This window comes from Pseudoalteromonas sp. S3776 (genome assembly GCF_005886915.1).
GTDB lineage: Bacteria > Pseudomonadota > Gammaproteobacteria > Enterobacterales > Alteromonadaceae > Pseudoalteromonas.
Genome location: NZ_PNCU01000019.1, coordinates 1 through 15,767, shown reverse-complemented (window position 1 = coordinate 15,767; position 15,767 = coordinate 1). Strand labels below are relative to the sequence as shown.

The 15,767-nt window shown below is 41.9% G+C and carries 14 protein-coding genes; 10 read left to right on the top strand and 4 right to left on the bottom strand.

Annotated elements, in window-relative coordinates; all coding sequences use genetic code 11:
• The 3 genes from CWC16_RS09360 to rlmB all read left to right on the top strand — a co-directional run bounded on the left by CWC16_RS09360 (window position 1) and on the right by rlmB (window position 3,999).
• Window positions 1-615 (top strand): response regulator transcription factor, encoded by a 615-nt coding sequence (locus tag CWC16_RS09360; protein ID WP_138541352.1) that lies wholly within the window; start codon window positions 1-3, stop codon window positions 613-615.
• Window positions 616-760: 145 nt separating this feature from the next.
• On the top strand, window positions 761-3,259 hold the full coding sequence (gene rnr / locus CWC16_RS09355; RefSeq protein ID WP_138541351.1) for a ribonuclease R: 2,499 nt from the start codon (window positions 761-763) through the stop codon (window positions 3,257-3,259).
• The gene (gene rlmB, locus CWC16_RS09350; protein ID WP_138541350.1) at window positions 3,256-3,999 is read left to right on the top strand and encodes a 23S rRNA (guanosine(2251)-2'-O)-methyltransferase RlmB; all 744 of its coding nucleotides are present in this window, start codon (window positions 3,256-3,258) and stop codon (window positions 3,997-3,999) included. Before rnr ends, rlmB begins: the two co-directional genes overlap by 4 nt.
• A 199-nt stretch (window positions 4,000-4,198) precedes the next feature.
• On the opposite strand, the gene CWC16_RS09345 is transcribed toward rlmB, so the two are convergent.
• A complete protein-coding gene (locus tag CWC16_RS09345) occupies window positions 4,199-5,047 on the bottom strand; it encodes a LysR family transcriptional regulator (protein ID WP_138541349.1) in 849 nt (282 codons plus the stop codon).
• A gap of 126 nt (window positions 5,048-5,173) precedes the next feature.
• Here CWC16_RS09345 and CWC16_RS09340 point away from each other — a divergent pair, with 126 nt between their 5' ends.
• The 4 genes from CWC16_RS09340 to gcvP all read left to right on the top strand — a co-directional run bounded on the left by CWC16_RS09340 (window position 5,174) and on the right by gcvP (window position 10,461).
• Window positions 5,174-5,773: a hypothetical protein gene (locus CWC16_RS09340; RefSeq protein WP_138541348.1), complete on the top strand. Its 600-nt coding sequence runs from the start codon at window positions 5,174-5,176 to the stop codon at window positions 5,771-5,773.
• 98 nt (window positions 5,774-5,871) lie between these two features.
• Complete coding sequence (gene gcvT / locus CWC16_RS09335) at window positions 5,872-6,954, top strand: glycine cleavage system aminomethyltransferase GcvT (RefSeq protein WP_138541347.1); 1,083 nt, start codon at window positions 5,872-5,874, stop codon at window positions 6,952-6,954.
• 71 nt (window positions 6,955-7,025) lie between these two features.
• The gene (gene gcvH / locus CWC16_RS09330) at window positions 7,026-7,415 is read left to right on the top strand and encodes a glycine cleavage system protein GcvH (RefSeq protein ID WP_055017488.1); all 390 of its coding nucleotides are present in this window, start codon (window positions 7,026-7,028) and stop codon (window positions 7,413-7,415) included.
• A 154-nt stretch (window positions 7,416-7,569) separates the two neighbouring features.
• Entirely contained in the window at window positions 7,570-10,461 is a 2,892-nt protein-coding gene (gcvP, locus tag CWC16_RS09325) for an aminomethyl-transferring glycine dehydrogenase (RefSeq protein WP_138541346.1), read from the top strand.
• A gap of 696 nt (window positions 10,462-11,157) precedes the next feature.
• Here gcvP and CWC16_RS09320 read toward each other — a convergent pair.
• The gene (locus CWC16_RS09320) at window positions 11,158-11,730 is read right to left on the bottom strand and encodes a hypothetical protein (protein ID WP_138541345.1); all 573 of its coding nucleotides are present in this window, start codon (window positions 11,728-11,730) and stop codon (window positions 11,158-11,160) included.
• Between the two features lie 11 nt (window positions 11,731-11,741).
• Window positions 11,742-12,692, bottom strand: a complete 951-nt coding sequence (locus CWC16_RS09315) for a hypothetical protein (protein WP_138541344.1) — start codon at window positions 12,690-12,692, stop codon at window positions 11,742-11,744.
• Window positions 12,693-13,187: 495 nt separating this feature from the next.
• Here CWC16_RS09315 and CWC16_RS09310 point away from each other — a divergent pair, with 495 nt between their 5' ends.
• Entirely contained in the window at window positions 13,188-14,081 is an 894-nt protein-coding gene (locus tag CWC16_RS09310; protein ID WP_138541343.1) for an Abi family protein, read from the top strand.
• Between the two features lie 38 nt (window positions 14,082-14,119).
• On the opposite strand, the gene CWC16_RS09305 is transcribed toward CWC16_RS09310, so the two are convergent.
• Complete coding sequence (locus tag CWC16_RS09305) at window positions 14,120-14,428, bottom strand: hypothetical protein (protein ID WP_004587588.1); 309 nt, start codon at window positions 14,426-14,428, stop codon at window positions 14,120-14,122.
• A 425-nt stretch (window positions 14,429-14,853) separates the two neighbouring features.
• Between CWC16_RS09305 and CWC16_RS09300 the strand changes: the two genes are divergently transcribed.
• A complete protein-coding gene (locus CWC16_RS09300) occupies window positions 14,854-15,432 on the top strand; it encodes a Vgb family protein (RefSeq protein WP_249929205.1) in 579 nt (192 codons plus the stop codon).
• Window positions 15,433-15,515: 83 nt separating this feature from the next.
• On the top strand, window positions 15,516-15,767 hold a 252-nt coding region (locus CWC16_RS09295), incomplete at its 3' end, for a transposase (protein WP_171037639.1).

Below are 15,767 nucleotides of genomic sequence, written 5' to 3'. Positions count from 1 at the left end.
ATGATCAAAGTATATTTAGTGGAAGATCAAGCACTCGTGCGCGACGCAGTAGGGGCATTGTTAAGCCTTGATTTTAATATTGAAGTGATAGGCCAAGCCAGTAACGGCCAAGATGCCCTTAATGCAATAAAAGCACTGGGCGATGAGGCATTACCAGATATAATTTTAACCGATATTGAAATGCCACACATGAGCGGTATAGAGCTAAGTGAGCAAATAGCGGCCACGTTCCCGTCTATTAAAATGGTTATTATGACCACGTTTTCGCGAGCGGGTTATATTAGGCGCTCGCTCGCCCTAGGTGTTAAAGGGTTTATTTTAAAAGAAGCACCCAGTGATGAGCTTATCAATGCACTTAAAAAAGTAATGCAAGGGCAAAAGGTGATAGACCCAGAGCTTGCCATTAACGCGCTTGATGACGCCGACCCGCTCACCGATAAAGAGCGCAAAGCACTTAAGCTTGCAAGCGATGGCTTAAAAACAAGCGAGATAGCCAAACAGCTGTTTATAAGTGAAGGCACAACTCGTAATTATTTATCCGATGCTATCGCAAAACTCAATGCTACTAACCGCGTAGATGCAGCGCGTATTGCAAAGCAAAAAGGCTGGTTATAATCGCGCTTATATTAAGTAATGATTAAGGCCATAGAGCGTATGTTTTACTCATTAAACGGTTTATTAAAAGTTTCATACGCTTTTACCTGTCTCATTTTACGTATATGGGTTAAAATACCTACATAACCAACTAACAAGATAGTGAATGTCAAACCAAGATCCAAATCTCAGCCGAGAACAAGAAAAGTACGAAAACCCAGTCCCTAGTCGTGAGTTTATACTTACTCACCTTCAAGAGCGTTCAAAACCTGCTAACTTCACGCAACTTTGTGATGAATTAGCTGTAAACGATACCGAACGCCAAATTGCATTTAAGCGCCGCCTTCGCGCCATGGAGCGCGATGGCCAATTGTATTTTAATAAGTTTAAATGTTACGCCCTAATTGACGAAGCCGGTTTAACCAAAGGCAAAGTAATTGGCCACAGAGACGGTTTTGGCTTTTTAGAAGTTGAAGGCGAGAGCAAGGATTGGTTTATAGCCAAGCATCAAATGAACATGGTGCTGCATGGTGACATTGTACTTGCTAAAGGCACAAAGCGTGGCTCAGGCTCAAAATGTGATGCCCGCATAATTAAAGTCCTTACCAATGAGCGCGCACCTATTGTAGGGCGTTACTTTGTTGAGCATGGTATTGCCGTTGTTGTAGCCGAAGACCCACGTATTACCCAAGATATTATTATTCTGCCAGGCAGTGAAAACGGCGCGCGCCATAACCAAATGGTGCAAGTGCAAATCACTCAAAACCCTAGCCGTAACATGAACGCGGTAGGTAAAATTATTGACGTACTGGGTGAGCACTTAGCGCCAGGTATGGAAATAGAAGTGGCACTGCGCAATCACGATATTCCTCATGTTTGGCCAGAAGAAGTGGACGAACAAGTTGCTCATTTAGGTGAGTTTGTTGATGAAGCCGACAAACAAGGCCGTGTAGATTTACGCGACCTGCCACTGGTCACCATAGATGGTGAAGACGCTCGCGACTTTGATGATGCCGTATATTGTGAGCGTAAAAAATCGGGTGGCTGGCGCTTATGGGTAGCCATTGCCGATGTATCGCATTATGTAGGTATGAACACGCCGCTAAATAAAGAAGCGATAGCCCGTGGTAACTCAGTGTATTTTCCTGAGCAAGTAATTCCAATGCTGCCAAAAGTGTTGTCGAACGGTTTATGTTCGCTTAACCCTAAAGTAGACCGCCTTTGTATGGTGGCCGAAATGACGGTATCAGATGCAGGTAAGCTTTCGGGTTATAAGTTTTACGAAGCGGTGATGAACTCACATGCGCGTTTAACCTACACCAAAGTAAATGCCATTTTACAAGGCGATGAAAAACTACGCGAAGAATACGCACCTGTTGTGCCACATTTAACTGACTTACAGCAAATGTATATGGCGCTTAAGTCGGCGCGCCAAACCCGTGGTGCTATTGAGTTTGAAACGCTCGAAACACGTTTTGTATTTAACGCACACCGTAAAATAGAATCAATTGTGCCGGTTGTTCGTAACGACGCGCACAAACTGATTGAAGAATGTATGATTTTAGCCAATGTATCGGCGGCTAAATTATTAGAAAAACACGAAGCCAGTGCGCTTTACCGTGTGCACGATGAGCCAGATCAAGAAAAACTAGGTAACTTTACGCAGTTTTTAAGTGAGCTTGGCATTCAAAGCACATTAAGCGATGAGCCAACACCGAAAGAAATTACCCAAGTGTTAGCCCGTTTAGGCGACCGCCCAGAAGCCGAGCTTATTCAAACCATGCTACTTCGCTCTATGAAGCAAGCGGTTTATCAGCCAGATAACATAGGTCACTTTGGCTTAGCACTGCCTGCGTACGCACACTTTACCTCACCGATTCGCCGTTACCCTGACTTAGTGGTACACCGTGCAATTAAAGCGGTAATAAAAGCACAAGGTCAGCAAACATCGGGCGCATACGCGTACACCGATGATGAAGTAGACCAACTAGGCGAGCAGTGTTCAACCACCGAGCGCCGCGCAGACGACGCAACGCGTGAAGTTGCCGACTGGCTTAAATGTGAGTTTATGCAAGACCACGTGGGTGATGAGTTTAACGGGGTTATTTCATCCGTTACTAACTTTGGTTTATTTATACGCCTAGACGACTTACAAATTGATGGACTGATCCATGTTACTAATTTAGGTGAGGAATACTTCCATCATGATGGGGCAAAACACACCCTCATTGGTGAGCATACACATACCGTTTACCGCCTTGGTGACAAAGTAACAGTGCAAGTGGCTTCGGTAAGTTTAGATGAGCGCCGTATAAATTTAACGCTCAGTGGTGATGTAGCTCAAGATAGATACGCCCGTCGCCGTGGTGCAGCTAAAGGGCGCGGTAAACCAAGCCATGTACCGGCAAGTGTAAGATCGCAGCTTAAAGCGGGTAAAATCCCTGGAAAAAATACATCAGGTGATGAAAAACCTAAAGCGGGTAAAAAACCAGCCAGCAAAAGTAAAGGTAAACCTGCAGGTAAGTCTGGCGCAAAGCCAGCCGGTAAAAAAGCCGCTGAAAAAACCACCGCTAAGAAAAAATCGAAAAAAAAGGCTGTTAAAAAGCCTAAAAGACCAGGCAAAAATGCCCGTAAACGTAATAGCTCAGGAGCAAATAATACGTGAGTAATGAATTAATTTTTGGCTTTCACTCTGTTGAAGCAATTTTAGCAAAAGAGCCAGAGCGTTTTTTAGAAATTTATGCCCTAAAAGGCCGTGATGATAAGCGCTTAACCCCGATTATTAATGAAGCACGTAAATTTGGTATTTCTGTACAATTTATGCAGCGAAAAGCGTTAGACAACAAAGCAAACGGTGAGCAACACCAAGGTATAATTGCTAATGTAAAAGCAGCGCGTGTGTATAACGAAAAAGATTTAGATGAGATCATTGCTCGCGAAGACACGCCGTTTTTATTGGTGCTAGATGGCATAACCGATCCGCATAATTTAGGTGCTTGCTTACGTAGTGCCGATGCTGCAGGCGTACACGCCATTATTGTACCTAAAGATAAGTCGGCCAAGCTTAACGGCACAGCACGTAAAGTAGCCTGTGGCGCAGCCGAAACCGTACCGCTTATTCAGGTAACAAACCTGGCGCGTACGCTTCGCGAAATTAAAGATGCAGGCGTATGGGTTGTGGGCACCGCTGGCGAAACAGACACCCACGTGTTTGATGCAAACCTGACTGGGCCAATGGCAATAGTAATGGGAGCAGAGGGCGAGGGCATGCGCCGTTTAACGCGTGAGCATTGCGACGTGTTAGTTAAAATTCCGATGGCAGGAAGTGTTTCTAGCTTAAATGTATCGGTAGCCACCGGTATTTGTTTATTTGAAGTGCTACGCCAACGTAACGTAAATAACTAATATCCATTTGCTTAATTAATATATTTATTTTTAGGCAGCTAAGCGTGTCGATAGACAAAAACTCGTTATTTAAACGTTTAAATGAGGGGTTTAGTTAGCGCCAGGTTTAGCTTACAAAACGCCGAGGTTAGTTTAACCTCGGCGTTTTTTATGTAGCGTAGTTGGTAATTTTACAGGTTAAGCAAATCGCTAACGCGCACTAATAGCCTAAACGTAATGCGATAAACTCAGCGAGTTTGTCTACCGCGTGCTCTGACTCCCCCCCGCTTTTTATTAAGCTAATGCCTATGCTACCAAGGGCAGGTAAATGTTTACTTTGTACCTGAAAATTAAGATCGCTTGGTACCGTGCTTTTAGCCAGCACAGTAATTCCTAATCCCTCTTTTATGGCGGCTATTAACCCAGTTAAGTCGGCATTACTGTATACAATACGATACTTAATACCTGCGCTTTTAAGTGCATCGGTAGCACGGCGCCTATAAATACAGCCCTCGGGCGCAGTTACTAAGGTAACAACCTCATTTTTAGCCTGCGCTAAATCGCCCACCCAAACTAGCTCATCTTGCATAAAAATAGGAAACTTGTCTGAATTAAGGCGCTCGTTAAGCGCTAAAACAAGATCAAATTGATCCTGCCTTGAAGCCGACAGCAAATGCTTACTCAAGCGTGATTTAACTTCTAACGATACCTCTGGATAAAGCGAAACAAAGTCACCAATGATAGAGGGCAAAATACGCGCAGCAAATTCGCTAGGAATACCCAAGCGCACCTTACCGGTTATGCTCTCTGAGGTGAATTGCTGCAAAATAGCATCGTTATACTGCATCATTTGTTTTGCCATAGGCAAAAGTAGCTCACCGTACTGATTAAGCACTTGGCGCTGGCCTTGTTTTTTAAATAATTTATAACCGAGTAAATCTTCAAGGCGTTTAATTTGCAAGCTTACCGCAGGCTGCGACAAGCCCAGCAGGTCGCCGGCTTTTGCAAATCCACCTACTTCAACAACCATTACAAAGGTACGCAAACTGTCGGTTGATATGTTTTTCATATTTAAAATTACAATTTATATAGCCATATATATAAGTATTATTTATCAATTGATTAATAATTACAATTTGTTGTTGTCACAGTGGCGCAATATACTTTTGGTATCAAAAATACACAGGTGTTTGTTATGACTTTTAACCCAATAATGTTTGCCCGCCACAGCAATGCTGCAAGTGCAGTGACTAATGCCGTGCAAGCTAATAACAACCTGGTTGTAATGGACTTTAGTGGCAGTGAAACCAGTGTATTTTTAAGCACTATTTTAGGGTTAGATCTAACAAAGCTTACAGCCAGCGGCTTAGGCCTAAAAGGCACGCTTGATGGCGATTTAAATTCAGACTATAGCTTTGCTGTTTATTACTTTAGCGAAACCGCATTTAGATTTGTATTACCGCACAGCGCAAGCTTGCAATTACAAGCACTTATAAACGAACAACAACTTCGTTTTGATATTGACTATGTACTACGTAGCGACCTTGCAACCCTTGCGCTGTGTGGAGAAAATGCCTTTGATGCCCTAATTAGCGCGTTTAAATTAACGCCAGGGCTGCGTTTATCAAACCCGCAACTATGCTATGGCGCACAAAGCGGAGATGTATTTATTACTGCAATAGACAAAAACGATGAACAACATTTTGTGTTAGTCGCCAAGCAACAAGCACTACAAAAATGGCAACAGCACTTACAAGCACAAGGTTTTGCACTAATGCAAAACCAAGCTGCTTAATACATAAAATAACCGGTAAACATAACTATGTTTGCCTGTTTAGTTAAACCTATTTAAGCCACGCCCGCACAGGGTTAATTTAAAAGTGAAGGAATGTTATGACTTCTAAAACTGTACTACATGCTAAGCACCTTGAAGCAGGCGCAAAAATGGTTGATTTTCATGGCTGGGAAATGCCAATCAACTACGGCTCACAAATAGAAGAACACAATGCCGTGCGTACCGATGCAGGTATGTTTGACGTATCGCACATGACGATTGTGGATGTTGAAGGCGAGCAAGCAAAAGCATTTTTACGTAAGTTAGTAGCAAACGACGTGGCAAAATTAACTGTCCCCGGTAAAGCGCTTTACACTGGCATGCTTAACGAGCAAGGCGGCGTAATCGACGACTTAATTATTTACTACTTTAGCGAAACCTTTTACCGTTTAGTGGTAAATTCTGCCACCCGCGAAAAAGATTTAGCACACTTAGCTAAGGTATCTGCCGACTTTACAGTAAGCGTTACTGAGCGCCCAGAGTTTGCAATGATTGCAGTACAAGGCCCTAACGCAAAAGCAAAAACAGCCACACTTTTAAATGCCGAGCAACAAGCCGCTGTTGAAGGAATGAAGCCATTTTTTGGTGTACAAGTGGGTGATTTATTTATTGCCACAACGGGTTATACTGGCGAAGACGGTTACGAAATTGTAGTACCGAGCGAGCAAGCAGCTGATTTATGGCAGCAACTGCTAGATGCAGGTGTTAAGCCTGCTGGTTTAGGTGCACGCGACACGCTACGTTTAGAAGCAGGTATGAACCTTTACGGCCTAGATATGGACGAGAGCGTATCGCCACTTGCAGCTAACATGGCATGGACTATTGCATGGGAACCAGAAGATCGTGACTTTATTGGTCGTGACGTACTTGTTAAGCAACGCGCTGAAAAAAGCACCGACAAGCTTGTTGGCCTAGTGCTTGAAGAAAAAGGCGTATTGCGTAGCGGCTCAAAAGTAATCGTTGAAGGTGGAGAAGGGGTTATTACCTCAGGTACTTTCTCACCAACGCTTGGTTTTAGTGTAGCCCTTGCACGTGTACCGCGTTCAACAGGGGATACAGCCCAAGTAGAAATGCGCAAAAAATTAGTTAACGTTAAAGTAGTAAAGCCTAGCTTTGTACGTAACGGCAAATCAATCATTTAAAAATTTGGTTATACCAATCACAATAATTTTGTGATTGGTATCCTCCCAATATAAACCAAAGGAACAAAATAATGAGCAATATCCCTAGCGATTTAAAATACGCCTCTTCTCACGAGTGGGTTCGCAACGAAGGTGACGGTACATTTACTGTGGGTATTTCTGAGCATGCACAAGAGCTGCTTGGTGACATGGTATTTGTAGAACTACCTGAAGTAGGCGACGAAGTAGATGCAGGCGAAGACTGTGCAGTAGCAGAGTCGGTTAAAGCTGCATCAGACATTTACGCGCCAATTGGCGGCGAAATTGTAGCGATTAACGAAGAGCTAGAAGACGCACCAGAAACGGTTAACAACGACCCATACGGTGACGGCTGGTTATTCCGCATTAAAGCAACTGACGAGTCAGAGCTTGAAAACCTACTTAGCGCAGAAGACTACGCTAACACAATCGACGAAGAGTAATACTCTAAGTAGATGACAAAAGCCCCATTCACTGTTTTTGGGGCTTTTATGATTTAACGGCCTATTTCCCATACACAGTAAGTTATTAAATCATCACATATTTTAATCAATACTAATTACCCGTTAGTATTTAGGATCATAGGAATCTAGACGCATGTCAAACGCCAAATCTCTTGAACAGTTAGAGCAAAAGCAAGATTTTATTCGCCGCCACATTGGGCCAAGCCCAGCACAAGTAAGCGATATGCTAAGTGCTTTAGAAGTATCAAGTGTGCAAGAGCTGATCGACCAAACTGTACCTGCAAGCATTCGCTTAGCGCAGCCATTAACAGTTGGCGAAAGCCGTACTGAAGTTGAAACACTAAGCTACTTAAAATCGGTAGCAAGCAAAAATAAAGTTTTCAAATCGTACATTGGCCAAGGCTACCACCCAACGCACGTACCGCACGTAATTTTACGTAACGTACTAGAAAACCCAGGTTGGTATACTGCGTACACGCCGTACCAGCCAGAAATTGCGCAAGGGCGTTTAGAGTCGTTATTAAACTTTCAAACTATGACCCTAGATTTAACAGGCCTAGATTTAGCAAGTGCCTCGTTACTTGACGAATCAACCGCTGCTGCTGAGGCTATGGGCCTTGCAAAACGCGTATCTAAAGCTAAAAAAGCCAATGCCTTTTTTATTGCTGACGACGTACACACACAAACTATTGACGTAGTAAGCACCCGTGCTGAGCAGTTTGGTTTTGAAATAATTGTAGGTAAAGCAGAAGATGCCGTTAACCACGACATTTTTGGTGCACTTTTCCAATACCCATCTACATCGGGTGAAGTAGTCGATGTAACCGACCTAATTGCTGGCGTACAAAGCAAAAAGGCCATTGCCTGTGTTGCTGCCGACATTATGAGTTTATTACTATTAAAAGCACCGGGTAAACTAGGTGCTGACGTAGTACTTGGTTCGGCTCAGCGTTTTGGTGTACCTATGGGTTACGGCGGTCCACACGCTGCATTTTTTGCAACACGTGATGCTTACAAACGTTCATTACCAGGGCGTATTATTGGTGTATCTAAAGACCGTTTAGGTAACGACGCACTACGTATGGCAATGCAAACGCGCGAACAACACATTCGCCGCGACAAAGCCAACTCAAACATTTGTACAGCGCAGGTACTACTTGCCAACATGGCAGCGTTTTACGCGGTGTACCACGGTCCACAAGGCTTAAAAACTATCGCGCAACGTATACATCGCTTTGCTGATATTTTAGCTGCTGGCCTAAAAGCTAAAGGTATCGCACTTAAACACAGCACCTGGTTTGATACGCTAACAGTTGTAAGCGACAGCAAAGATGACGTAATAGCACGTGCACTTGCCAAAGGCGTTAACTTTGCCACGAACCACGACGGCGAGTACTCTATTTCGATTTCAGAAACCACCACACGCGCCGATGTAGCTGAGCTATTTGATATTGTACTAGGTGAAGGCCACGGCCTGAGTGTAGACGCTATTGCTGCCGATATTGAAGCAAACGGTAGCGACTCTATTCCAGCTAGTTTAGTACGTGATGACGAAATACTAACGCATCCAAACTTTAACAGCTACCACAGCGAAACAGACATGCTTCGCTACATTAAGCGTCTAGAAAACAAAGATTTAGCGCTTAACCACTCAATGATCTCGTTAGGTTCATGTACCATGAAACTAAACGCGACCGCTGAGATGATCCCTATTACTTGGCCTGAATTTGCAAACCTTCACCCATTCTGTCCGCTAGACCAAGCAGAAGGTTACCAAATAATGATTAACGAGCTGCACGACTGGCTAGTTAACATTACCGGTTACGATGCGGTTTCACTACAGCCAAACTCAGGCGCACAGGGTGAATACGCAGGCTTAATTGCTATTCGTAAATACCACGAGTCACGCGGCGATGCGCACCGTAACGTATGTTTAATTCCAAGCTCAGCACACGGTACTAACCCTGCATCTGCGCAAATGGCCAGCATGAAAATTGTCGTGGTTGATTGCGATAAAAACGGTAACGTAGACATGGCCGATCTTAAAGCGAAAGCTGAAGAAGTGTCTGAAAACTTATCGTGTATTATGATCACATACCCATCTACACACGGCGTTTACGAAGAAACCATTCGCGAAATTTGTGACATTGTGCACGAGCACGGCGGCCAAGTTTACATGGACGGCGCAAACATGAACGCGCAAGTAGGCGTAACAAGCCCAGGCTTTATTGGCTCAGATGTATCGCACTTAAACTTGCACAAAACATTTTGTATTCCACACGGTGGCGGCGGCCCAGGTGTAGGCCCAATTGGTGTTAAATCGCACCTTGCGCCATTTATGCCAAACCACAGCGTAATTAACGTACCGGGTACCAACATTAACAATGGTGCCGTATCAGCAGCGCCTTACGGCTCAGCCGCTATTTTACCTATTTCATGGGCTTACATAACCATGATGGGCTCAGAGGGCTTAAAACAAGCCACCGAAATGGCGATTGTGAACGCTAACTACTTAACGCACGAGTTAAGCCAGCACTTCCCAATTTTATACCGTGGCCGTAACAACCGCGTTGCGCACGAATGTATTGTTGACCTACGCCCACTTAAAGAGCAATCAGGCATTACTGAAATGGACGTCGCTAAGCGCTTGCAAGATTATGGCTTCCATTCACCCACTATGTCGTTCCCAGTAGCGGGCACGTTAATGATTGAGCCAACAGAGTCTGAGTCAAAAGGCGAGATTGACCGCTTTATCGAAGCAATGGTGTCAATCAAAGGCGAAATCGACAAAGTAATCTCTGGCGAATGGTCAATCGAAAACAACCCACTTGTGTTTGCACCGCATACACAAGCTGACGTGTTAGGTAACGAATGGGACCGCGCATACGATCGTTTTTACGCAGCCTTCCCAGTACCAAGCGTTGCTAAAGACAAGTTTTGGCCAACCGTTACACGAATAGATGACGTATACGGCGACCGTAACTTAGTATGTTCATGCCCAGCGGTTGAAACATATCGCGACTAAGAACCGCGACTAATTTTTGAACTTTCATGGGTAGTAAGTTCCATTATAGTTTGAAAATTTATCAAAATTATAAAAGCCGTTGCAGCCATGCAACGGCTTTTTTGTGTGTGTTAAACATTGTAGACGCACAGCTTGCTGGCGTGTTGGGCGCAGCCCAAAAATGGTTAATTGCTGTAGGCGTTTAGCTTGTTGATGTGCGAGAGGCAGCCCGAATAAGCATTTAAAAAGGTGCTTGAGGTTACTATTACAGATAGCGGGAATGCGTTTGGTACTTCTAGAAATTAGAAACCTTATTCAAGGTTTTTGCCAGATTGCCGGCGGCAACCAAGGGGCGGCTACCGCCGAACGCCCCCTGGAATCCCGCGGCACCCCGAGCATCATGCTTAATCCTTCAAAACACAATTGATGTGAACGTAAACGCCATGAAAGCACACCCATGTGCAAGCATGGTTTTCATTTCATTGCCTACATGGATGTAGGTACTTAGGATTTGTCGGGAACAAAATCCTGCCATGAAATGAATTACTCATCAATTACTTATTTTCAGGGCGTGATGACGGGAAAGGGTGTTAAACGTGAGATTGGTGTTTGGCTTTGGCAATAAATAAGATCTAACCCTCTACATTCTTGACTTGAAAAATTATTGTGGGAATTAGCCTGTAAACTAAAAAATCCCCTAAATAGGGGCTACATATACTATTTTGAGCTTTCAGTGAGGTTTTCTTTATTCTTCTTTTTTATTTTTTCCTCCTCTAGCTTAACTGTCCTTGCCTTATCTAAAAACTCAAACCAATCATTTAGACAAAGCTTAATCAGATATAATGAATACATTAGTACACAAATAGCAAATACAGCCGCAAGAATGGCGATTAAAGCTGCATAAAAGCAGTTAAACAACCCTAATGTTAGCTGTGTTATTGCTGCCCCAATGCAGCTAATTACCGTCCAAAATAAAAAGTCACTTAGGTTTTTCAGCGGAGCATAAAATACTAGTTTACTATTAAGCTTGCTTTGTTCTTTAAAGCGCTTTTCATACTGTTTATGGTCATAAACATTTTCTTTTAATTTAACGATAATGAATGTTTTTAAAGAGAGTAAAAATCCACCAAGAGTTAAAAAACCAGCAAACAAGCTACCACGTATATTTATTTGATAAAACTTGACCACTTTATTTGGATCTAGACCTAAGAAAATAGTACAGCTAAAAATAATAGCAATTACAAGGAAAGAAGCCACAAAGCAGCAGCATAGAACCTTTTTCCCAGCCATAGTTTGTTCCTCTATTTGACCTTAAGTTTAGCTTTAAAATACTCTGATCGCTCTTCACAAATATTAATCAACTCTTCAATCATCCAGCTACTTGCAAAATCATCGATGTTCAATGAGTCAATTTTTTTAGTGATATCATCAAAATCATACACACCAAAAATATCTAGGTTTTCTGAAATATTAAATGTTTGCTCATTATCGTTAATGTCGATTGCAATAACACGACCAGAGTCAGCATCGGAATTATTTACGCATGTCATGACATTTTTTACCAAATCTCTGAATTTTGATTGCTGACTAAAAAGAAAGCGTTGAGTGTTTTTTACTACGTGATCTTTTAATCCTCTAAATTCATCGGTCTCAGCCTCTAAAGTCGAGAAGTTTAATTCTAACGCTTTAATTCGTTTCATATGAGCAAGAATTTTGCTTAGCTTTTCTTCACTAACAAGCATTTGCCATTTAAAGCGGTCATGATTCTCTGCATTAGCCTTTGTTGTTGCTTTCTTTTTAGAGAGGTTTTCTGTCTTAATGTAAAGTTCTTTTGCTTCTTCAACTTTTTGGCGATGTACAATATTGAAACGCTGATTAAGCAGCTTCATCGTACCATTCATACTGCACGATTGGTGATAATACTGATAAAGGCCAATACCATTATCTTTTTTAACAATAAAGAAGTTAAACTCCATCAAGCTAGAATCAGGATCAAGATCAGATACAACTAATTTCATAGATCCATCTGCATCTTGTTTTAACTGACAATACGTTTTAGCATCTTTAGCTGTAATAACTAGGCCAACGTAATAATCGTTGTATGAGTCAGTGTCAACAAAAAGTAATCGACCACCTCTTTTCTCGTTCTCATTATTCGTGTCGATAAAATCAGCTTCAATGTTGGTCATTAAATCATTTAGGCTAGGTTTTTTAGTAGGATCGATAGTAAATCCCATAATGCGTACTTTCATAAAGTTCCCTCTAGTTTTGGAAACTCTACTGTATTACAAAAATGCTTTATAAAAAACTATACTGAATATGTTATTAACAAAATAAAAATCAGAGGGGTCACCCATTAGAAAGCTCCGATCAAGGAGGTCGCTGTGTTTTCTTGATCTTTTTATTCAAAAACCAAGTGTTCTTATTATTTATACTCAATTTAAATATGGCTACGCACCTAGTAATGATGTCGATTGGTGTGAACATGCAGCATGGCTTGAATGAAGAACGCTATATGAGTTTAAGCGTTTTAACTAAGCATTATTGATGATTAATTAAGGCCTTAGGTCTTAGGTTTGCACCTCATTCATCGTTTAGTGCCAGTATCAACCCAAGCTATAAATATCTTGAAATTATACTTTTAAGCTCTATAATTACGCGTAACAACACCCCTCCCGCTACCCGTAAGCTCAGCGCCCTGCGAGGGGTTAATTATTTCTATAGCATGGTAAAAGGATTTAGCCTTCATGCAGTTCCCTAAAGCCCCCATAACATTTGAAAAGCAAGTCGACTTACTTGAAGAGCGTGGGCTAGTAATTAATGATAAAGAAGCAGCAGCCTTTTATCTTAGTCATATCAATTATTACAGACTAGGCACTTATTGGTGGTCGTTTATTGAAGATCATCACAATCATACTTTTAAGTCTGGTACTACGTTTGAGCAAGTGTTAAATCTGTATTCTTTTGATAGAGAGTTAAGGTTGTTACTACTTGATGCCATTGAGCGAATAGAAGTATCTCTGCGAACTCAGTGGTCATATCATTTAGCAAAAAAGTATGGCTCACACGCACACTTAGATCCTACTGCATTCACTTCTAAATTTAACCATAACGACTTTGTTAGTAATATTTGTGCTGAAATTCAACGAACGTCAGATACAAATATAAAAAAGCAAAATCAGAAATATAATGAAGAGACCCCCGCTATTTGGATTGTTGCTGAAGTAATGAGTTTTGGCTGGCTTTCTAGAAGTTATGATGCAATAGGGCGACGAGCGCTAAAAAATGATATTGCAGATTCATATAAAGTAAAAGAAACAATACTCTCATCTTTTTTACACCACATAACGACGGTACGTAATATCTGTGCCCATCATAGTCGCTTATACAACCGAGATTTTACATTTACGATGAAGCTGCCAACAAATGGCGACAGTGTTTTACTTAATAGCTTTAGCGATACAACTAAACAGTTATACAACACACTCGTTATGTGTGGTTATTTTATGGATTTAATTAGCCCTAACCACCATTGGAAACAAAAGCTAGCTAGCTTAATTGAGGTATATGATATTAAAGTAACCGAAATGGGCTTTCCTGAATGTTGGAAAGAGTTACCTATTTGGAGTAGAGCTAATTAACTAAGAGCTATAAGCCCTTAGCTAACTTAAACCCTATTTTAATCATCAGGGCCTTTTAAAGTAAACACTAAGTGTTTACGCATATCTTTTAAAATCACGCCTTTTTTAAGCATTGCGGCGCTTAAACGCTTTTGCCATTTTAATAAATCAGGCTCTGCGGCTGCTAAAGCTTGCTCGTTTTCAAACTGAAAACACAAAAGTAGTGAACTTGGAAATAAGTGATATTCCACATCAAACCAGCACTGCAACATACCAGGGATTTCTTCGCGCCCTTGTGCTTCTAGTTTATCGGCAACGTTAAGCACAAGTGCTTGTTGTTTTACTTGCACTGCAGAGAGTTTTTTCATTATTAAAATCCAAATTAGCGGCTAATAGATACAGCCAGAATGCGGGCATTATACGCAAGCTTGTAGGTATGCAACAACCGTGGGTTGATTTGAGCGAAGCGAGACCTAACGCACAGCCAATGTAATAACCACAATAAGTAAAAATGCTATTACTTGTAGGCGCTTAGCTTGCAAGCGCGTTGGCCGAAAGCGCGCACTATTTGGTTTTACATGTAGAGGGAGTTTGTTTTAGTTTTTAAGCAGGAAAACGTATTTAAACTGCTATTACGCCTCCAACAATAATGATTTTTACACCGAAAATAAAAACAATACCATTTTGCTAAAAGCTAAAAGCTAAAAGCTAAAAGCTAAAAGCTAAAAGCTAAAAGTGCTCACATAGTAAACACTTTCGCCCTATGCTTTAATATTAAAAAAGGGAGGGCGTTATGCATAAAAATCGATTTTTATTTAATAAACAGGTTGCTGCAATGGCTGCGCTAGGGACTTTAGCTGCGCCGTTACCTGTATTGAGTAACGAGCCAGGGGTATTAGTTGAGCAGCTTTGTGCCAGTTGCCATAGTTTAAACAATCTTGAGCGCAGTGCGGGTTATAGCCAAGCGGATTGGCAAACACTTATAAGCTATATGGTTGATACAGGCGAAGGTACTGCACTTAGTAAAGATATAAGCGCGTATTTGGCTAAGCATTACCCTGTTAACACTAAGCGCGAGTCAACGGTGGTTAAAGGGGATTTAAAACTAAACTTTAAATACTGGCAAGTGCCTACGCTTGGGCAACGCGCTCGCGACCCTGTGCAAGGTGAAAACGGGCTTATTTGGTGGGTTGGCCAGTGGGGCAATATTTTAGGTAGGTTAAACCCTGAAACCGGTGAAATGAAAGAGTACACACTGCCAAGTGGTACGTATGCGCACAGTGTGTCGCTTGATAAAAATCAAACCCCTTGGTTTTTAGGTAATAAAAATGGCACGGTGGGGTATTTAGGAACCATTGGGGTCAAATCTTGACTTCAGGAACCATTGGGGTCAAATCTTGACTTCAGACTTCAAAGGTCTAGATTTATAATTTACAGGTTATCGAGTTGATTACTATGTCTAGGCCGCTGCGAATAGAGTATGAGAATGCGTTTTATCATGTAATGAATCGCGGCAGAGGGCGTGAAAATACCTTTTTGAGTGATGACGATTTTAAGCATTTTTTATATTGCATTGAGCAAGCAAGCCTTCGCTTTAATATTGAAGTGCATTCTTATTGTTTAATGACCAATCATTACCACCTGCTAATCAAAACCCCTGATGCAAATTTAGGCCGAGCCATGAAACATATTAATGGCCTTTATACT